Source organism: Rathayibacter sp. VKM Ac-2926, from assembly GCF_022815565.1.
GTDB lineage: Bacteria > Actinomycetota > Actinomycetes > Actinomycetales > Microbacteriaceae > Rathayibacter > Rathayibacter festucae.
Window position 1 is genome coordinate 171078 of the sequence record NZ_JALGRS010000007.1, and the last position, 19566, is coordinate 190643.

A 19566-nucleotide genomic window follows, 5' to 3' on the forward strand; every position below is an offset into this window, starting at 1 on the left:
GCATGGTGCGCAGCGGGCGTAGCGAGCGGCCTGCCTTCATGCTGATCGAGTAGGCCGCGCAGCGGGCGTATCGAGATCCGCCGGCGTCAGGAAGGGTGGGTCTCGATACGCCGCTCCGCGGCTACTCGACCAGCATGTTCCGCAGCGGGCGTAGCGAGATCCACCGGGCGGGTCAGGCGGCCGGCTCCAGGCGGACGACGACGGACTTCGAGGTGGGGGTGCCGCTGACCGCCGCGGTGGAGTCGAGCGGGACGAGCACGTTCGTCTCGGGGTAGTAGGCCGCGATGCAGCCGCGCGGGGTGTCGTACGCGACGACGCGGAAGGACGGGGCCCGGCGCTCGAGGCCGTCCTCCCACTCCGAGACCAGGTCGACCATCGCGCCGTCGGCGAGGCCCTGCTCGGCGATGTCGTCGGCGTGCACGAAGACGACGCGGCGGCCGCCGTGGATGCCGCGGTAGCGGTCGTCCTTGCCGTAGATCGTGGTGTTGAACTGGTCGTGCGAGCGCAGCGTCTGCAGCAGCAGGCGCCCCTCCGGGACCTTCGGGTACTGCAGCGGGTTCGCGGTGAAGCGGGCGAGGCCGGTCGCGGTGGCGAAGCGCCGCTCGTCGCGCGGCGGGTTGGGCAGGACGAAGCCGCCCGGCTCGTTCACGCGGCGCTCGAAGTCCTCGAAGCCGGGGACGACGGCGGCGATGTGCCGGCGGATCAGGCGGTAGTCCTCCCGCAGCGCCGCCCAGTCGACGACCGGCGTGTTCGGGCGGTCGGCGAGCAGGCGCTCCGCGATGCCGGTGAGGATGGCGACCTCGGACTGCAGGACCGGACTCGGCGGCGCGAGCCGCCCGCGCGAGGCATGCACGGCGCTCATCGAGTCCTCGACGGTGACCCGCTGCTCCCCCGTCGCGCGCTTGTCGGAGTCGGTGCGGCCGAGAGTCGGCAGGATCAGCGCGCGGCGGCCGGTGACGACGTGCGAGCGGTTGAGCTTGGTCGAGACGTGCACCGTGAGCGCGAGCGAGCGCATCGCGGCCTCGGTGACGCCGGTGTCGGGCGTCGCGCGGGCGAAGTTGCCGCCGAGGCCCATGAAGACGCGCGCCTTGCCGTCGCGCATGGCGCGGATCGCGGCGACCGTGTCGGTGCCGTGCTCGCGCGGCGAGGCGAAGGAGAACTCACGGTCGAGCGCGTCGTGAAAGGAGTCCGGCATCCGCTCGAAGATCCCCATCGTGCGGTCGCCCTGCACGTTCGAGTGGCCGCGCACCGGGCAGACGCCCGCGCCCGGCTTGCCGATGCTGCCGGTCAGCAGCAGGACGTTCACGACGTCCTTGAGGGTCGCGACGGAGTGCGCGTGCTGCGTGAGACCCATCGCCCAGCAGACGATGGTGCCCTCGCTCGCCGCGATCAGCTCGGCGATCTCGCGGATGCGGGCCTCGTCGATCCCGCTCGCCCGCTCGATCTCGGACCACTCGGTGCCGCGGATCTCGTCGAGGTAGCCCTCGAGGCCGTCGGTGCTCTCGGCGATGAAGGCGCGGTCGAAGACACCGCCGCGCGCCTCCTCCGCGTCGAGGAGCGCCTTGCCGAAGCCCTGGAAGAGCGCCTGGTCGCCGCCCAGCCGCACCTGGAGGAAGTGGTCGGCGAGCGCCGTGCCGCCGCCGATCATGCCGCGCACGGTCTGCGGGTTCTCGAAGCGCAGCAGGCCCGCCTCGGGCAGCGGGTTGATCGCGACGATCGTGCCGCCCGCGCGCTTCGCCCGCTCGAGCGCGGTGAGCATCCGCGGGTGGTTGGTGCCCGGGTTCTGGCCGGCGACGATCAGCAGCGGCGCCCGCTCGACGTCGCGGAGGCTGACCGAGCCCTTGCCGATGCCGATCGTCTCGGTCAGCGCGGACCCGCTGGACTCGTGGCACATGTTCGAGCAGTCCGGCAGATTGTTGGTGCCGAAGCCGCGCACCAGCAGCTGGTAGACGAACGCGGCCTCGTTGGAGGTGCGGCCCGATGTGTAGAAGATCGCCTGGTCGGGATCGGCGCAGGCGCGCAGCTCGTCCGCGACGACGTCGAGCGCCTCGTCCCAGCCGACCGGGCGGTAGTGCGTCGCGCCCTCGTCCAGGAGCATCGGCTCCGTGAGGCGGCCCTGCTGGCCGAGCTGGTAGTCGTCCCAGCCCTCGAGCTCGGTCATCGAGTGCGCGGCGAAGAAGTCGGCCGTGACGGTGCGCAGCGTCGCCTCCTCGGCGACCGCCTTCGCGCCGTTCTCGCAGAACTCCGCGACGTGCCGCTTGTCGCCCTCGGGCCAGGCGCAGCCGGGGCAGTCGAAGCCGGTCTTCTGGTTCACCCGGAGGAGCGTCTCGGCGCTGCGCAGCGGACCCATCTGCTTGAGCGAGATCTGCAGCGCGTGCGCGACGCCGGGGATGCCGACGGCCCGCCTCTTCGGGGCGCCGACCGTGACGGCGCTCTCGTCGATCGGGTTCTCACGGGCTTCGGCGTCATCGACCATTCCTGCATGCTACGTCGGGGAGCGGGTGGGAGGATGAGCGCCGGCCGTCCGGGCTCTCAGGTCGCGGGGCGGTGCGCCAGCCGCGTCGAGGAGGACCCCATGAGCCGTGCCGTCGCCCGGACCCGCCTGATCGCCGTCCGCGCCGGGGAGCCGACCCGCCGCCGCGAGGACGTGCTGGCCGTCGAGGAGCCGCTCGAGATCCGCGTGGGCGGGCGGCGATTCAGCGTCACCATGCGCACTCCCGGGGAGGACTTCGACCTGGTCGCCGGGTTCCTGGTGTCGGAGGGGGTGCTCACCTCGACGGAGCAGCTCGCGGCGATGCGCTACTGCGCGAGCGGCGCGGGGCCGAGCGAGAACACCTACAACGTGATCGACGCGACGGTGCGCGGGGGCCGCGCGGAGATCCTGCTCGACCGCGAGCGCTCGGTGTACACGTCGAGCTCGTGCGGGGTCTGCGGGCTGGCGTCGCTGGAGGCCGTCGCGACGGAGTCCGCGTGGAGCGTGGCGGAGGATCCGCTGCGGGTGTCGACCGAGCTGCTCGTGTCGCTGCCGGACCGGCTGCGGGAGGCGCAGGCGGTGTTCGAGCGGACCGGCGGCCTGCACGCGGCCGGCCTCTTCGACTCGGACGGCTCGCTTCTGGCGCTGCGGGAGGACGTGGGGCGGCACAACGCGGTCGACAAGGTCGTCGGCTGGGGCCTGCGCGAGGGCCGGCTGCCGCTGCGCGGCACGCTGCTGCAGGTGTCGGGCCGCGCCTCGTTCGAGCTCGTCCAGAAGGCCGTGATGGCGGGCATCCCCCTCCTCGCGGCCGTCGGCGCCCCGTCCTCGCTCGCCGTCGACCTCGCCCGCGACGCGGGTCTCACCCTCATCGGCTTCAGCCGCGGCGCCGGCTTCAACGTCTACGCGGGCGACGCCCGCCTCGCCGCAGACTGACGCCGGCGGGTCTCGGTCTGCAAGCTCGGGCAGGGTGGGTCTCGATACGCCGCGTCCCGCGGCTACTCGACCAGCATGCACAGGACGGCGACCGCGGATGGCAGCAGCCCGCGCGCGAGCGCGGCCCTCCCACTGCTTGCACGTTCATCGGCGACGTGGAAGGCAGCAGCTCGCGCGTCAGCGCGGCCCTTCCGCTGCTCGCACGTTCACCGGCGCCGTCGCCGGAAGCAGCTCGCGCGGCAGCGCGGCCCCACCGCTGCTCACGCGACCACCGAGGACGTCGGCCGCACCTGGCTTGCACGGGCAGGGCAGAGGGCCGCGACCCGGAATCGCGTGCCAGCGATTCAGGGCAGCCCGACGCGACCCGCTCCACAGAACGCTCCCACCTGTGCAAGCCGACCGCGAGTCGTGTAGCGGCTGCGCCGCTACACGACCGATAAGGACTGCCGGGCGATCTCGAGTTCCTCGTTGGTGGGGATGACGAGGACGGCGACGCGGGAGTCGTCGGTGGAGATGCGGCGGGGGCCGCGGTCGCGGGCGGTGTTGCGCTCGGGGTCGAGCTCGATGCCGAGGCCCTCGAGGCCGCGGAGGGCGCCGGCGCGGACGGCGGGGACGTTCTCGCCGACTCCGGCGGTGAAGACGATCGCGTCGACGCGGCCGAGCTGGGCGTAGTAGGCGCCGACATAGTGGCGGAGGCGGTGGTAGTAGACCTCGAGCGCGGCGATCGCGGTCTCGTCGCCGGACTCGGCCGCGTCCTGCACGTCGCGCATGTCGCCGCGGCCGGAGAGGCCGAGGAGTCCGCTGCGGCGGTTGAGGACGGCGTCGAGCTCGTCGGTGGAGAGGCCGGCCTTGCGGGCGAGGTGGAAGACGACGGCCGGGTCGAGGTCGCCGGAGCGGGTGCCCATCACGAGGCCCTCGAGCGGGGTCATGCCCATCGAGGTCTCGACGGACGCGCCGCCGTCGATCGCGCAGGCGGAGGCACCGTTGCCGAGGTGCAGGACGATCGTCTTGAGGTCGGAGCGGCGGCGGCCGAGGAACGCGGCGGCCGCCTCGGAGACGAACTTGTGCGAGGTGCCGTGGAAGCCGTAGCGGCGGATGCGGTGCTTGTCGGCGAGCTCGGCGGGGATCGCGTAGGTGGAGGCCGCCGCGGGGATGGTGTGGTGGAACGCGGTGTCGAAGACGGCGACGTGCGGGACGCTCGGGAAGGCCTTCTGCGCGGCCTCGATGCCCTCGAGGTTGGCGGGGTTGTGCAGCGGCGCGAGGTCGCTGAGGTCCTCGATGTTGATCTTGACGAGGTCGGTGACGACGGTCGGCTCGTAGAACCGCTTGCCGCCGTGCACGACGCGGTGGCCGACGGCGATCGGCGGGAACTCGTCGAGGCTCGGGCCGTGCTCGGCGAAGGCGCGGATCATCGCGTCGAAGCCGGCCGTGTGATCCGGGATCGGCGTCTCGAACTCGACGGTGTCGCCGTCGTGGCTGTGCTTCGTGCGGCCGGTCTCCTCGCCGATCCGCTCGACGAGGCCGCTCGCGAGCGTCTCCTCCGTCGTCATCTCGATGAGCTGGTACTTGAAGGACGACGAGCCGCTGTTGACGACGAGGACGACGGACACGGTGGGACTCCTGGGGGTTCGGGGTCGGACGGGGCGCTCGGGCGGGTGGCCCTCAGCGCACGACGGGGATGGCGGAGGTCGGCGGGACGATGGCCTGGGTCGCCGCCTGGATCGCGGTGATCGCGACGGTGTTGACGATGTCCTGCACGAGGGCGCCGCGGGAGAGGTCGTTGACCGGCTTCCGCAGGCCCTGCAGGACCGGCCCGATGGCGACGGCGCCGGCCGAGCGCTGCACGGCCTTGTAGGTGTTGTTGCCCGTGTTGAGGTCGGGGAAGATGAACACCGTCGCACGTCCCGCGACCTGCGAGCCGGGCATCTTCGAGGCGGCGACGGCCGCGTCCGCGGCGGCGTCGTACTGGATCGGGCCCTCGACGAGCAGGTCGGGGCGGCGCTCGCGGACGAGCGCGGTGGCCGCGCGGACCTTCTCGACGTCGGCGCCCGCTCCGCTCTCGCCGGTGGAGTAGGAGAGCATCGCGATCCGCGGGTCGATGCCGAACTGCTGCGCCGTCTCGGCGGAGGAGATCGCGATGTCGGCCAGCTGCGCCTCGGTCGGGTCGGGGTTCACGGCGCAGTCGCCGTAGACGAGGACGCGGTCGGCCAGCGCCATCAGGAACACGCTCGAGACGACGGAGACGCCGGGGCTGGTCTTGATGATCTCGAAGCCGGGGCGGATGGTGTGCGCGGTGGTGTGCGCGGCACCCGAGACCATGCCGTCGGCGAGGCCGAGCTGGACCATCATCGTGCCGAAGTAGGAGACGTCGGTGACGGTGTCGTAGGCGTGGTCGAAGGTGATGCCCTTGTGCGCGCGGATGCGGGCGTACTCCTCGGCGAAGCGGTTGCGGTGCTCCGGGTCGAGGACGCTGAGGACGCGGGCGCCGTCGATGTCCAGGCCGAGGCTCGCGGCGCGGGAGCGCACCTCGACCTCCTCGCCGAGGATCGTCAGGCGGGCGATGCCGCGCTTGAGCACGGTCGCGGCGGCGCGGAGGATGCGGTCGTCGCCGCCCTCGGGCAGCACGATGTGCCGGTCGGCGATGCGGGCGCGCTCGATCAGGCCGTACTCGAACATCAGCGGCGTGACGACCTCGGAGCGGCCGACGTCGAGGAGGGTGAGCAGCTCGACCGGATCGATCGCCTCGGCGAACAGGGCGAGGGAGGTGTCGCGCTTGCGCGGCGAGTCGGCGGCGAGGCGACCGCGTGCGGCGGTGACCCGCACCGCGGTGTCGTAGGTGCCGAGCTCGGTCATCACGATCGGCAGGCGGTTGTCGACGCCCTCGATCAGGCGGACGATCGGCTCCTGCAGCTCGAAGCCGCCGTTGAGGATGATCGCGGAGACCGTCGGGAAGTTGCCGGAGGCGTGCGCCATGATCACGGCGAGCACGACCTCGGGGCGGTCGCCGGGGACGATGACGACTCCGCCCTCCATCAGGCGCGGCAGCACGTTGACCATCGACATGCCGGCGACGACGACGCCGAGCGCCTCGCGGCCGAGCAGCTCCGGGTCGCCCGCGACGAAGACGCCGTCGACGGCGTCGATGATGCGCGACACGCTCGGGGCGACGAGGGACGGGTCCTCGTGGATCGCCCAGACCGGGGCGCCGGAGGGCAGGGCCTCGCGGATCGCGGCGACGGCCTGCTCCGAGGTGCCCGGGTCGGCGCGGTTGGCGACGACGCCGATGAGGCTCGCGTGCGCGGTGCGCAGCTCGACCGCGGCGAGCTCGGTGATCTGCCGCATCTCGTCGGGCGTCCGGGCGGGAGCCTGGCCGAGCTGCTCGCTCCGCGACGGGTCGCGGCCGGTGAGGACGAGGAGGACGGGAGCGCCGAGGTTCGCTGCGATGCGGGCGTTGTAGCCGAGCTCCGTCGGGCTGCCGACATCGGTGTAGTCGGAGCCGAGGATCACGACGGTGTCGCACTGCGCCTCGACGGCCTTGTAGCGCTCGACGATGCGGGAGAGGGCTGCCTCGCCGTCGGCGTGCACGTCCTCGTAGGTGACGCCGATGCAGTCGTCGTAGGCGAGACCCGAGTCGGAGTGGCCGAGCAGCATCTCGAGCACGTAGTCGCGCTCGGAGGTGGAGCGGGCGATCGGGCGGAAGACGCCGACCCGCTGCACCTGACTGCTGAGCAGGTCGAGGACGCCGAGGGCGACCGTGGACTTGCCCGAATGACCTTCGGCGGACGAGATGTAGATGCTCTGAACCATCGGCGCAAGCCTAGCGACGGGCGCCCTCCGGAGGCTGGGCGGGTGCCCCGGATGGGAGAGCGTGCAGGAGCGGCGGTGTGGGGAGGAGAGGTGGGCCGCAGTCGACGCCCGAGCCCGTGCGTCGACTGCTGTGAGCCTGCGGCGTTCCGGAGCCAGGCGCCCGCAGGGCGGCGCCGCCCTCGGGCGGCGCACAGGCGCTCGCGCCGCTTAACGGAAGAGACCCCCCGCGCACCCGCCAGAGCCCGGTTACCCTTGCTGCGTTTCCGCCCTGGGGGAGTTGGCCTGGATGGCGCCACGCGGGGAGCCGGGAGACAGTCTAACCGACGCCGGCGGGGTGCGGGCACGGCCGTCGCGGTGCCGTGGTCAGCGGAGGGCGCCGGTACCGGCTAGTATCGATGAGTCGCGGCCACGGTCGCGCCAGGAGGATTCGCCTAGTGGCCTATGGCGCACGCTTGGAAAGCGTGTTGGGTGCAAGCCCTCGGGGGTTCGAATCCCCCATCCTCCGCCGAACGGCGCCGCACGCTCTCGCCAGCTGCGGCGCCGTTCTCTGCTTTCCGGCGCGTGGTGTTTCCCGGCGCATGGCGCCTCCCCCGCCGAGTCGCCCGAGACGGCTCGTTCCCGGTGCGGAGAACGCGCCTTCTCGGGCGACTCAGTGCGCGCGTCAGCGGGTGAGGCGCAGGAGCCACTCGTCGAGGAGGGCGGACTCGGCGGCGGTCAGGCCGTCGACTCCGGGCAGCGCGGTGCGCAGGGCGACCGCGTGGGCGGCGAAGGCGCGGGCGGCGGGGTCGGTCGGGCCCGCCTCCGCCGTGGTGATCGCGGCGAGGACGGCCTCGCGGGAGCGGGCGGAGAGCTCGTCGTCCGGCGCGGACGCGAGGGTGAGGGTGCAGCCGAGGGCTGCGGACTGCAGGAGGCGGGCGGCGTGCTCGACCTCGACGGTCAGGCGGCCGGCCTCGGCGACGGCGCGGACGTGGGCGGCGAGGACGCCGCGGGCGAGGCGGGCCGCCTCCGACTCCTCCCCCGGACGCCCGGTGAACATCAGGGCGTAGAGGTGCGGCTCGGCGAGTCCGAAGGCGATGTGGTGGTCCCAGGCGGCGCGGAGGGCGTCGACGGCGTCGGCGGGTGCGTCGACGGCGTCGAACTCGGCCTGGGCGGCGGCGAAGCCCGCGGCGGCGACGGAGTCGAGCAGGCCGCGGAGGTCGCCGAAGGTGCGGTAGATGGTGGGCGCCTGGACGCCGGCCGCCGAGCTGATCGCCCGGGTCGAGACGGCGTCGCGGCCGCCCTCCGCGAGCAGCGCCGCCGTCGCGCTGAGGATGCGGTCGCGGGTCGTCGGGCTCTCGGTCACGAGTAACGACGCTAACACGGCGGCGTTAGCGGACGAGCACGGCGCGTGCTGGTGACGTGGATCTACTTGGAAGAGACGCCCGCAGACATGCTGGTCGAGTAGCCCCGCAGGGGCGTATCGAGACCCGCGCACCCCAAGGACGTCGGCCTCTTCCCCGCCCTGCGATGGCGCCGGAGGCGCCCCCTCCGCTCGATACGCCCGCTGCGCGGGCTACTCGATCAGCATGGAATTCCACTGTGTGGAACATTGCGTGGGCTACTCGATCAGCTGGGGCAGCGCGGCGCAGCCCGAGCGGGCCGCGGGCGCTGACGGGATGAGCTGCAAGGCGGAGGAGGAAGCGATACCGCCGGTATCGCGCCCGACGACAACGCCGCAGATCGCCCCGTCAGCACCCGCAGGCCGCGGGCGCTGACGCCGCCGGCTGCAAGGCGGAGGAAGGAGCGATACCGGCGGTATCGCGACTGACGACAACGCCGCAGACGGTGGTGTCAGCGGCCGCGGCGGGCCGTGCCGAAGATGCCTCGGACGACCTCGCGCAACAAGGTCTTCCCGACCGAGGAGCCGAGGACCTCCTCGACGACGGTCTTGTCGCGGCGGGTGGAGCGGGAGCGGGTGGTGGGCGCGGTGCGGCGGCGGGAGCGCTCGGCGGCCTGGTCGGCGCGGCGCTCGGCGGCGGCGCGGTCCTTGGCGCGCTGGGCGGCGGCGCGGGCGTCCTCCTTGGCGCGGCGGGCGTCGTCGGCGGCCTGCTCCTTGGCGCTGCGGGCGGCCTCGGCGGCCTGCTCCTTCGCGCGGCGGGCGTCCTCCTCGGCCTGCTCCTCGGCGGCGGCGCGGGCCTCCTCGGCGTCGGCGGCCGCGTCGAGGCGGCGGGTGAGGATCTCGCGGGCCGAGTCGCGGTCGAGCGGGGTGCCGTAGCGGGCGAGCAGCGGGGAGCGCTGGACGCTCGCCTCCCGCTCGGCCTCGGGGGTCGGCGCCATCGAGCCGCGCGGCGCGCGCAGTCGGGTCCACGCGACCGGGGTCGGCGCGCCGCGCTCGTTCATCACCGTGACGATCGCCTCGCCGATGGGGAGCGCCTGCAGCACCTCGCCGAGGTCGTAGTCGCTCTCGGGGTAGGTCGAGACCGTGGCGCGCAGGGCCTTCGCGTCGTCGGGGGTGTGCGCGCGCAGCTGGTGCTGGATCCGCGAGCCGAGCTGGGCGAGGACGTCGCTCGGCACGTCCTTCGGGGTCTGCGTCACGAAGACGATGCCGACGCCCTTGGAGCGGATCAGCCGCACGGTCTGCGTGATGGCCGCGAGGAAGTCCTTCGAGGCGTCGCGGAAGAGCAGGTGCGCCTCGTCGAAGAAGAAGACCAGCTTGGGCCGGTCGAGGTCGCCGACCTCGGGCAGGTCGTTGAAGAGGTCGGCGAGCAGCCACATCAGGAACGTGGAGAACAGCGCGGGCTTGTCCGCGACTCCGGGGACCTCGAGCAGGCTGACGACGCCGCGGCCGTCGGGCGCGAGGCGGAGGAACTCGGCGGTGTCGATCTCGGGCTCGCCGAAGAAGACGTCGGCGCCCTGGTCGGCGAAGGCGATCAGCTCGCGCAGGATGACGCCGGCGGTGGCCTTGGAGAGCCCGCCGAGCTCGGCCAGCTCGGCCTTGCCCTCGTCGCCGACGAGGTAGGTGAGCACGGCGCGCAGGTCGGAGAGGTCGACGAGCGGCAGCCCGGCGCTCTCGGCGTAGTGGAAGACCAGGCCGAGGCTCGACTCCTGGGTGTGGTTGAGGCCGAGGACCTTCGCCAGCAGCAGGGCGCCGAAGCCGGTGACGGTCGCGCGAACGGGGACGCCGGTGCCGACGCCGCCGAGTGCGAAGTACTCGGCGGGAGCGGCCTCGGGGGTCCAGTCCTGGCCGATGGTGCGGGTGCGGGCGAGCAGCTTCTCGTCGGGGGTGCCGGCGGTCGCGAGTCCGGACAGGTCGCCCTTGATGTCGGCGGCGAAGACGGGGACGCCGTGCGCGGAGAGCTGCTCGGCGAGGACCTGGAGCGTCTTGGTCTTGCCGGTGCCGGTCGCGCCGACGACGAGGCCGTGGCGGTTGAGCATCCCGAGCGGGATGCGGACGGGGACGTCGGCGCGGGCGTCGCCGTTGACGAGGGCGCCGATCTCGAGGGCGGGGCCGGTGAAGGCGTAGCCGGTGCGGACGGCGTCGACGGCGGACTCGGCGAGCGGTCCGGGAGTGGGGGCGGCGGACGGTACGGGTGCGGGTGCCGCGGCGGACGCGGGCGCCTCGACCGGTGCGGGTGCAGCGGCGGGCGCGGACCCCTCCCCCGGACCGCCGTCGACCAGCCGCACGTCGTCGACGACCGCGGCCGCCTCCTCCGGACCGGCGACCGCCTCGAGGGCGGCAGCAGCCGCCTCGGCGCGGGCCAGTGCCTCGGCGGCCTCGGCCTGCAGCCGTCGGGCGGCCTCGAGGGCCGTGCGTGCGTCGTCCCTCGCCGAGGCGAGCCCGTCGTCGTTGATCATGGGGTCAGCCTAGGGTCGCGACGCCGGCCGAGCCCGGCTCGCCCCGGCCGGATCCGCGCGCACTCCGCATCGACCGGCGTCCCGGCCGACCCCCGCCGACCACGCTCCCGCTCAGTCCTCGCGGACGTGCCACGGCTGACCGTAGCCGCCCTCGTCGAGCGGGCGGGCCATCAGCTCGAGGAACGGCTCGGCGTCGAACGCCTCCGGCCCGAGCACCCCGGCGCCGGACCAGGCACCTGTCGCGAGCAGCTCGAGGGCGATCACCGGGTTGAGTGCGGTCTGCCAGACGACGCACTGGGTGCCGTACTCGGCCATCGTCCACTCGTTGTCGCTGACGTGATACAGGTACACCTCGCGGTGCTCGCCGTCCTTGGCGCCGGAGACCCAGAGGCCCGCGCAGGTCTTGCCGGTCATCCGCGGGCCGATGCTCGCCGGGTCGGGCAGGCCCGCGGCGACCACGTCGCGCGGCGAGACCAGCACCGGCCCGTCGGCGGAGCGGACCCGGACCGGCTCGGTGCGGTCGAGTCCGAGCAGGTTGAGCGTGCGGAGGACGCCGATGAACTCGGCGCCGAGGCCGTACTTGAAGGTGACCCGCTTCGCGTCGAGCCAGCGCGGCATCAGCAGCACCTCCTCGTGCTCGACGTTGACGCACTCGACGGGGCCGATCCCCTCGGGGAACTCGAACACCTCCGGTTCGGAGAACGGCGGCGTCGTGAACCAGCCGCGGTCCTTCTCGTAGATCACGGGCGGGTTCAGGCACTCCTCGATGGTCGTCCAGATCGAGAACGAGGGCGCGAAGATCTCGGCGCCGGAGTCGTCGCGGACGACGAGGTTGGCGCCGTCGCGGACGCCCAGCTCGTCGATCTCGTCGAAGAGGTGGTCGGCGGCGTAGCGGGCGAAGACGTCGGAGAGCCCGGGCTCGACGCCCATCCCGACCAGGGCGAGACGGCCGGCGGCTTCCCACGTGGGGGCGGCGGCGAACTGCTCGTCGCCGAGCTTCAGGCCGGTCCTGGTGTGCGGCTCCTCGGGGTGCGGCCGGGAGAGGCTCATCGCCATGTCGACGTAGTCGGCGCCGGCAGCGAGGGCGCCCGCGAAGATCGTCGGCACGAAGGACGGCTCGACCGCGTTCATCACGTGGGTCGCGCCGTGCGCGCGGGCGACGGTCTCGACGTTCTCGGCGTCGGAGGCGTCGATGCGCGCGGCGACGAAGCGGTTCTCGACCCCGTCGGCGCCGTGCCGCTCGAGGATCCAGGCGACGGTGCGCTCGGCCCTGGCGAGCTCGTAGTCGCAGACGATGATCTGCTCGAAGAAGGAGCGGCGGGCGGCGATCTTCGCGAAGGCGTCGCCGACGCCGCCGGCGCCGACCAGGAGGATTCTCATGCAGCCACCGTAGCGACGGAATCACTCGTGGTTCAAGGCCCGGACCGCGGGAATCGTGAGGCGGATCGGATCCGCACGACGGATTCCGTCACTCCTGCGCCGTCTCCTCCGCGATCTCGAGGAGGCGGATGAAGCGCGAGAGCCGCTCGAGCGCCGCCATCGAAGTGGGCGGCGACGCCGCGAGCGCGGGCGAGTGCACGAGGTAGGCGGCCCACTTGGCCCGAGAGATCGCGACGTTCAGCCGGTTGGGCAGCAGCAGGAACTCGAGGCCGCGCGGGACGTCGGCGCCGGAGGAGGCGGCGAGCGAGACGATCGCGACGACCGCCTCCCGGCCCTGGAAGAGGTCGACGGTGCCGACGAGCGTCTCCTCGAGACCGGCGGCGTCGAGGGCCTCGCGGAGCAGGGCGCCCTGTGCGTTGTAGGGGGCGACGACGATGACGTCCGCGGCGGTGAGCGCGCGCTCGCCGTGCTCGTCCCGCCAGGCGCGGCCGACCATGGTCAGCGCGATCTCGACGACCCGGCGCGCCTCGTCCGGGGAGGAGGTGGTGTCGCCGGCGTGCACGACCGGCACCGCGTGCAGTCCGGGCGCGACGCCGTCGAGCCGGCGCACCTCCGGGGCGCGGGAGGAGAGGGCGCCCTCGTAGGAGAGCTCGGAGACGGCGGCGGCGAGCGCGGGGTGCATCCGGTAGGTCTGCGCGAGGAAGTAGCCGTAGGCGGGCGGCAGGACGTCGTGGCCGTCGGCGAGCCAGCCCAGCGCCGACTCGTCGACCGGCTCGGGGTGCGAGCCCTGGCTGACCTGCGGGAGCTGCTGCGGGTCGCCGAGGAGGAGCACGCGCTCGGCGGCGATCGCGGAGGCGATGGTCGGCGCGAGCGAGAACTGGCCGGCCTCGTCGATCACCAGCAGGTCGAGCGAGCGGCGCGGGACGCTGCCCGCGTTGGCGAAGGTCCAGGCGGTGCCGCCGACGACGCAGCCGCCGCCCTCGGCGAGCGCCGCGAGGGCGGCGCCGTTCTTCACCGGCGTCCAGGCGGCGGCGGCGAGGGCCTCCGCGGAGCTGCCGGCCTTGGGCACCTTCGCGACCCGGGCGCGGTCGACGCCCTTCGCGACGACCGCGGTCAGCACGTTCTCGACGACGGAGTGCGACTGCCCGACGACGCCGACCCGCCAGCCGTGCTCGGTGACGAGCCGGGCGATGACGTGCGAGCCGACGTAGGTCTTGCCGGTGCCGGGCGGGCCCTGGACGGCGAGCGTCGCGCGCTCGAGGCCGAGCAGGGTCTCGACGACGGCGGCGATGACGTCGTCGCCCTCGACCGGTGCGACGACGGCCGGCGGCACGCGGCGGAGCACGTCGAGGGCGGGGTCTGCCAGGAGTGCGGGCAGGGCGTCGAGCACCTGGCCGCCCCACTCCGCGATCGCCTCGGGCTGCGGGGCGGCCCGGGGCGGCGGTGCGGGCGCGAGGGCGATCGGGACGTCGTCGTGCGGGTCCTCCCCCGCGCGCAGGCCCTCCTTGAGGAGCAGGACGATCCGCTCGCCGTCGTCGGACGCGGCGAGGATCTCGGCGCGGTCGGAGGCTCCGCGCATCCCCGGGCCGGGCGAGGGCGCCCCGGGCGGCGCCGGGGAGTCGTAGACGAGGAACGGCTTGGCGCCGATGCCGAGCCGGCTGCCCGGGGCGAGGCGGCCGAGGATCCGCAGCTCGCGGGAGAGGGTGCGCGCCCGCGCCGGCGTCGACCAGTCGCGGACGACCTCGACCCGCTCGACGACGACCACGTCGCGGGCGTCGGCCCAGTCGTCGAGCGGCTGGCGCAGGCGGTCGAAGTGCTCCTGCCAGAAGGTCTTCGCCTCGCGGCGGTGGTAGTCGATCGCCGCGCCGGCGAGGGCGAGGGCGGTCTGGTCGGGGGTGCGCTCGCGCGGCTCGACGCCCTCGACCTCGGCGAGGAGGGCGACGGCGACCGGGTCCGGCTCGCGCGGGACGGGCAGGTCGACGTCGACGAGCGGGAGCGGCTCCTCCTCGCGGGCGGGGACGAGCGAGCGCAGCCAGTCGCGCAGGCGCAGAGTGGAGCGGCAGTCGTAGGCGTTGTACTCGCCGATCTCGGCGAGGCGGCGCTCGCCCTCGCGGCGGTCGAGCTCGGCCCTCGCCGGGTCCCTCTCCGCCGACGCGGCGTCCCGATCGGCCGACTGCAGCAGCGCCCGCGCCTCGACGTACTCGGTGATGCTGTCGGCCGCGTTGGTCACTCCCTGGGTGTCGCGCGCCTCCTCGCCCATGTAGAGCGGCTCGAGCTTCTTGATCGAGTAGCTGCGCGAGCCGACGCGCAGCGCCCGGCGGACGACCGGGTAGAGGTCGACGAGGACACCGTCGCGCAGGAGCGCGTCGATCTCCTCCTCCCCCGTGCCGTGCCGCTGCGCGAGCGAGAGCAGGTGGCTGCGCTCGTAGGACGCGTAGTGGTAGACGTGCATCCGCGGGAAGCGCGCCCGCCGCTCGCGGAGGAGGGCGAGGAAGTCGACGAGGGCGCGGCGCTCGGCCGCGAGGTCGTGCGCCCAGAACGCGGTGAAGACCTCGTCCTGGTCGACCATGCCGAAGAGGTAGTCGAGGCCCCACTGGCCGTCCTCCGCGTGCAGCGGGTCGCCCTCGAAGTCGAAGAAGAGATCGCCCGGGTCGGGGGCGGGCAGGGCGGTCAGCACCGAGGCGTCGACGACCTCGACGACGGGGACGTGGTCGGCCGAGGCCTCGGTGGCGAGCTGCAGGCGGGCCTGGGCGCGCAGCGTCTCGGCGGCGCCGGCGCTCATCCCGGGGACCGGCCCCTCACTGACCGCGAGCGCGTCGAGGGTGGTGATGCCGGCGGTGGCGAGCTTCGCGCGCTGGTCGAGGCGCATGCCCGCGACCAGGATCGGGTCCCGGTGGGCCTGCACCTCGGGGGCGCAGAGGCCGCAGCGGCCGCAGGCGGTGAAGCGCGGATCGCCCCACGCCACCGGCTCGGTCGCGGCGAGGTGCTCCTCCAGAGCCGCGCGCAGGCGCGCCCGCTGGACCCGCTGCACGGGGGCGATCATCGCGAGGTCGTGGCTGGTGGTCGTGCCGTCGCCGAGGACCAGGTGGACCTTCTCGCCGACACGGATCCCCCGCGCCGCCATCTGCTCCGCGTACGCGGCGAGCTGCAGCAGCGCCGGGATCTTCGCGTGCCGGGCGAGCTTGGTGTCGTAGACCTCGTAGGCCCCGTCCTCGGTGCGGAGCAGGAAGTCGGAGAAGCCGATGAAGGTGCCGTCGTAGAAGGTGGCCTGGTAGAGCACGTCGACACCCGCGCGCATCGCCTCGACCGCCTCGTCCGCGGCCCTCGCGTAGTCGGCGCGCTCGGGGCGGGCGAACTCGAGGACCTCGTGCGTGCGCTTCAGCTCGGCGAGGAAGGCGACCTCGTGCTCGTCGCCGAGCACGGCGGTGCGCTGCAGCATCGCGTCCTCCTCGACGACGACGCGGGGCGCCCGGCCGAGGGTCGCGTCGAGCCGGCGGAGCACCGCCCACTCGCAGGCCGACCAGGAGGAGAGGTCGGTCGGGCTCGTGACGAGGCGGACTCCCCCGCTGCGGTCGTCCTCGAGATACACGCGACTCCCTCCCGGGCCGCCGGGCGACGACCGCCTCCAGGGTAGGGCGCCCCTCCGACACCGGCGCGTGCGAGGCTGGGCGGATGACCAGGGCGCGCTTCGAGATCATCCCGTCGGACGGCATCGGCGAGAAGGCAGAGCGGGCGTTCCCCGATCCGGCCGCGGTGACGCTGACCGTGACGAGCCTGCCGAAGCACGGGACGGAGCGGACGATCGACTCCGCGGTGGAGCTGGCCGGCCGCGGCTTCCGGGTCGTGCCGCACCTCGCGGCGCGGAACGTGGAGGGGCGCGAGGCTCTGGAGCGCGCAGTCGGGCGGATGCGGGACGCGGGGATCGACGAGGCGTTCGTGATCTCGGGCGACGCGAGGAGCGCCGCGGGCGGCTACTCGACGTCGCTCGAGCTGATCCGCGACGCCCGCGAGCTGCGGCCCGAGCTGGCCGTCGACGTCGCCGGCTACCCGGAGGGGCACCCGCACCTCTCGGACGAGAGCATCGCGAAGCACCTGCGCGAGCGGGCGCCGTACCTCCGCGGGATCGTCACGCAGATGTGCTTCGACGTGGACGCCGTTGTCCGCTACGCCGACCGGCTGCGGGCGGACGGGATCGACGCGGAGCTGTGGGTAGGCGTCCCGGGGCCGGTCGAGCGGGCGCGGCTGCTGTCGCTCGGCGCGCGGATCGGCGTCGGGTCGTCGCTCGGCTTCCTCAAGCGGAGCTCGTCGGTGGCGGGCGGGCTGCTGCGCGGCCGCCGCTTCGACCCGTCCGCCTTCGTCGGCCGGCTGGAAGCCGCCGTGGGCGACCGCCTCGCCGGCCTGCACGTTTACACCTTCAACGAGCTCGACGGCCTGCGCGCGTTCTGACCCCCTCCGCGAGATGCCACTTGTGAGCGGCTTTTGCGGCGTGTCGCGCTCATAAGTGGCATCTCGCGGCGGGGATCAGTGCGTGCGGCGGACCCAGAGGGGCGGGTGAGGGAGCTCGGACTCGGTGCGGAGGCGGCCGGCCAGGGGGGCCCAGACGATCAGGGCGACGGCGAGGCCGAGCAGGAGGCCGCCGATGGTGTCGGTGAGCCAGTGGGCGCCGAGGTAGGTGCGGCTGGCCATCATCGCGACGCTGTAGAGGAAGCCGGCGATCCAGACCCAGAGCAGCGGGAAGACCAGGGCGAGCACCATCGCGGTGGTCGAGGCGTTCGCGGTGTGGCCGGAGGGGAAGGAGCCGTAGTCGCTGGTCACCAGCATGTCCTCGGGGCGGGCGCGGCCGACCAGCTCCTTCACGAGCTGGGTGGCGCCGACGCTGACGAGGGCGGCGAGCGCGTAGTAGAGGGCGGCCCAGCGCCGGCGGAAGACCAGCAGAACGATGATGATCGCGACCGGGATGATCGCGGTGCCGACGATCCCGGCGCCGACAGTGTTCATGATGAGCGCCGGCACGTCCCAGACGCTCGAGCGGTGCTCGACGATCTCGTCCATCCACTCGACGTCGAACGAGAACGCGCTGGTGGGTCGGAAAGCGATGATCACGGCGAGGACGATCGTCACGGCCAGCGCGATCGAGGCGGAGATCAGCGGCCAGCGGCGCGAGACGTGCCGGGCGGCCTCCGTGGTGAGGACCTTCGCGACGACGTCGTCCGAGGGGGCGCGCCGGTGGAGGCGCTCGCGCTGCACGGCGTCGGGCTGGGCGACGCCGGGCTCGGTCTTCAGGGGGTCGTGGCGAGGATCCATCCGGACATGATGGCGCCACCGGACGTTCACGCGCTGGGGCTTGCGGGCTGACGCGGCGGGGTCGGGCTCGCGGAATCGCTTCCGGCACGTGGAAGCGGCACGTTTTCGCGAGCCGGAGCCGGAACGACGAGCCGGAGATCGGCCGTGATCACCTCCGGCTCGCGGAAACGCGTCCGGCACGTCGGATCGGTGCGTTTTTACGAGCCGGAGCGGATACCGCGAGCCGGAGGTCAACCGCGGACACCTCCGGCTCGCGACAACGCGTCCGGCACGTCGAAAGCGGGCCATCCGACGAGCCGGAGCCGGATCCGCGAGCCGGAGGTCATCCGCCCGCACCTTCGGCTCGCCAGAACGGGTCCGGCACGCCGGAAGATGGCGATTTCGCGAGCCGAGGCCGCTTCCGCGAGCCGAACATCTCCCGGCACGCGGAACGCGCTCCGGCACGCCCGAATCCGCTGATCCGGCGAGTCGGAGCCGGTTCCGCGAGCCGGAGGTCGCCTCGGCGGATCAGTCCTGCAGGGCCGGGACCGTGCGGGGGCGGACGACGAGCCAGAGCGCCAGGATCGAGACGGCGGCGGTGGCCATCATCACGCCGGCCATCGGCACGGCCGACTCGGCGCCGAAGAGGCCGGAGATCGGCGAGAGGATGCCGGCGGTGCCGAAGTTCACGGCGCCGAGCAGCGACGCGGCGGTGCCCGCCTCGCGGCCGTGGTTGACCAGGCCGAGCACCTGCACGCAGGGGAAGCTGAAGCCGCAGGCCGCGATGAAGAACCAGAGCGGGACGAGGGTGCCCCCGATGCCGAAGCCCAGGCCGTCGAAGAGCGCGATCAGCCCGGCGGTGACGAAGAGCGTGACCGTGGTGATGGCGAGGATCCACTGCGGGCCGACGCCGCGGCGGCTGAGGTACGAGGACGCCTGGACGCCCGACACCACGCCGAGCGAGTTCACCGCGAAGAGCAGGCCGTACTGCTGCGCGTCCAGGCCGTAGAGCCCCTGGAAGAGGAACGACGAGCTGGAGAGGTAGGTGAACAGACCGCCGAAGGTCATGCCGCCGATGATCGCGACGCCGACGAACACCCGGTCGCTGAGGACCGCGCGGTAGCGCTGCGCGAGCGAGCGGGAGTCGCGGTCGGCGCGCGCCACCCGGGGGCGCGTCTCGACGATCAGCAGCGCGACCGCCAGCATCACCAGCAGGCCGTAGGCGGCCAGGAAGACGAAGATGCCGCGCCAGTCCATCACCAGCAGCAGCTGCGAGCCGATGACCGGCGCGAGCACGGGCGCGAGGCCGGAGACCAGCGCGAGCCGCGACAGCATCTTCACGAGCGGACGCCCGCCGAACAGGTCGCGGACCATCGCCATCGCGACGACACCGCCCGCGGCGGCGCCGGCTCCCATCAGGAAGCGGAAGACGCCGAGCGAGACGATCTCGGGGGCGAACGCCGCTCCGACGCAGGCCAGCACGTGCAGCGAGGTCGCGAGCAGGATCGGCAGCCGCCGCCCGACCACGTCGCTCCACGGCCCGACGACCAGCTGCCCGAGCGCGAAGCCGAGCGTCGTGCCGGTGAGGGTCAGCTGCACCGCCGCCTCCGACACGTTCAGCTCGCCCTGCAGCGCCGGGAAGGCGGGGAGGTAGAGGTCGATCGTGAACGGGCCGAGCGCGGTGAGCGCGCCGAGGACGATCACGTAGACGAGGCGCTGACGGTTGGTCAGGGCGTCGCCGGCGTGCCGGTGCACGGAGATCGAGCCGGTGGGGGTCGGGGCGAGAGAGGTCACGGAGCCTTCCTGCGGGGCGCAGAGCGGAGAAGGGAGAGGGGAGCGCGGAAGGGCACCGCCTC

General features: G+C 73.5%; 11 protein-coding genes, 1 tRNA gene and 1 other RNA gene. 3 read left to right on the forward strand and 10 right to left on the reverse strand.

The annotated features are described in order from the left end of the window. Positions 1 to 172: 172 nt before the first annotated feature. On the reverse strand, positions 173 to 2476 hold the full coding sequence (locus MT351_RS11895) for an FdhF/YdeP family oxidoreductase (RefSeq protein WP_243582277.1): 2304 nt from the start codon (positions 2474 to 2476) through the stop codon (positions 173 to 175). A 99-nt stretch (positions 2477 to 2575) separates the two neighbouring features. Here MT351_RS11895 and fdhD point away from each other — a divergent pair, with 99 nt between their 5' ends. Continuing rightward, complete coding sequence (gene fdhD, locus MT351_RS11900) at positions 2576 to 3406, forward strand: formate dehydrogenase accessory sulfurtransferase FdhD (protein ID WP_132437659.1); 831 nt, start codon at positions 2576 to 2578, stop codon at positions 3404 to 3406. Positions 3407 to 3831: 425 nt separating this feature from the next. Here fdhD and MT351_RS11905 read toward each other — a convergent pair whose 3' ends face one another. From MT351_RS11905 to ffs, 3 genes are all read right to left on the reverse strand, one after another. Beyond that, a complete protein-coding gene (locus MT351_RS11905) occupies positions 3832 to 5016 on the reverse strand; it encodes an acetate/propionate family kinase (RefSeq protein WP_243582278.1) in 1185 nt (394 codons plus the stop codon). 52 nt (positions 5017 to 5068) lie between these two features. Continuing rightward, entirely contained in the window at positions 5069 to 7213 is a 2145-nt protein-coding gene (gene pta / locus MT351_RS11910; RefSeq protein WP_123447710.1) for a phosphate acetyltransferase, read from the reverse strand. 212 nt (positions 7214 to 7425) lie between these two features. Continuing rightward, an RNA gene (gene ffs / locus MT351_RS11915) (signal recognition particle sRNA small type) lies at positions 7426 to 7522 on the reverse strand. A gap of 111 nt (positions 7523 to 7633) precedes the next feature. On the opposite strand from ffs, the gene MT351_RS11920 reads away from it, so the two are divergent. Then, positions 7634 to 7718: transfer RNA gene (locus MT351_RS11920), tRNA-Ser, on the forward strand. A gap of 156 nt (positions 7719 to 7874) precedes the next feature. Here MT351_RS11920 and MT351_RS11925 read toward each other — a convergent pair. The 4 genes from MT351_RS11925 to MT351_RS11940 form a co-directional block, all read right to left on the reverse strand. Further along, complete coding sequence (locus MT351_RS11925; RefSeq protein ID WP_221181154.1) at positions 7875 to 8555, reverse strand: TetR/AcrR family transcriptional regulator; 681 nt, start codon at positions 8553 to 8555, stop codon at positions 7875 to 7877. Between the two features lie 488 nt (positions 8556 to 9043). Then, a complete protein-coding gene (locus tag MT351_RS11930; protein ID WP_243582279.1) occupies positions 9044 to 11047 on the reverse strand; it encodes a helicase HerA-like domain-containing protein in 2004 nt (667 codons plus the stop codon). A 111-nt stretch (positions 11048 to 11158) separates the two neighbouring features. Beyond that, on the reverse strand, positions 11159 to 12427 hold the full coding sequence (locus MT351_RS11935) for a saccharopine dehydrogenase family protein (RefSeq protein ID WP_243582280.1): 1269 nt from the start codon (positions 12425 to 12427) through the stop codon (positions 11159 to 11161). 88 nt (positions 12428 to 12515) lie between these two features. Beyond that, positions 12516 to 16016: a bifunctional RecB family nuclease/DEAD/DEAH box helicase gene (locus tag MT351_RS11940; protein WP_243582281.1), complete on the reverse strand. Its 3501-nt coding sequence runs from the start codon at positions 16014 to 16016 to the stop codon at positions 12516 to 12518. A gap of 83 nt (positions 16017 to 16099) precedes the next feature. On the opposite strand from MT351_RS11940, the gene MT351_RS11945 reads away from it, so the two are divergent. Beyond that, complete coding sequence (locus MT351_RS11945; RefSeq protein WP_132437654.1) at positions 16100 to 16873, forward strand: methylenetetrahydrofolate reductase; 774 nt, start codon at positions 16100 to 16102, stop codon at positions 16871 to 16873. A 75-nt stretch (positions 16874 to 16948) separates the two neighbouring features. Here MT351_RS11945 and MT351_RS11950 read toward each other — a convergent pair whose 3' ends face one another. Both MT351_RS11950 and MT351_RS11955 read right to left on the reverse strand, forming a co-directional pair. After that, positions 16949 to 17731, reverse strand: coding sequence for a phosphatase PAP2 family protein (locus MT351_RS11950; RefSeq protein ID WP_123737316.1), 783 nt, complete (start codon positions 17729 to 17731; stop codon positions 16949 to 16951). A 507-nt stretch (positions 17732 to 18238) separates the two neighbouring features. After that, the gene (locus MT351_RS11955) at positions 18239 to 19504 is read right to left on the reverse strand and encodes a multidrug effflux MFS transporter (protein ID WP_243582282.1); all 1266 of its coding nucleotides are present in this window, start codon (positions 19502 to 19504) and stop codon (positions 18239 to 18241) included. Positions 19505 to 19566 lie beyond the last annotated feature (62 nt).

Excerpts from the sequence above, each read along its gene's own strand:
- MT351_RS11895 (WP_243582277.1), bottom strand. The coding sequence starts at position 2,476 with ATGGTCGATGACGCCGAAGCCCGTGAGAACCCGATCGACGAGAGCGCC.
- fdhD (WP_132437659.1), top strand. The coding sequence starts at position 2,576 with ATGAGCCGTGCCGTCGCCCGGACCCGCCTGATCGCCGTCCGCGCCGGG.
- pta (WP_123447710.1), bottom strand. The coding sequence starts at position 7,213 with ATGGTTCAGAGCATCTACATCTCGTCCGCCGAAGGTCATTCGGGCAAG.
- MT351_RS11930 (WP_243582279.1), bottom strand. The coding sequence starts at position 11,047 with ATGATCAACGACGACGGGCTCGCCTCGGCGAGGGACGACGCACGCACG.
- MT351_RS11935 (WP_243582280.1), bottom strand. The coding sequence starts at position 12,427 with ATGAGAATCCTCCTGGTCGGCGCCGGCGGCGTCGGCGACGCCTTCGCG.
- MT351_RS11945 (WP_132437654.1), top strand. The coding sequence starts at position 16,100 with ATGACCAGGGCGCGCTTCGAGATCATCCCGTCGGACGGCATCGGCGAG.
- MT351_RS11950 (WP_123737316.1), bottom strand. The coding sequence starts at position 17,731 with ATGGATCCTCGCCACGACCCCCTGAAGACCGAGCCCGGCGTCGCCCAG.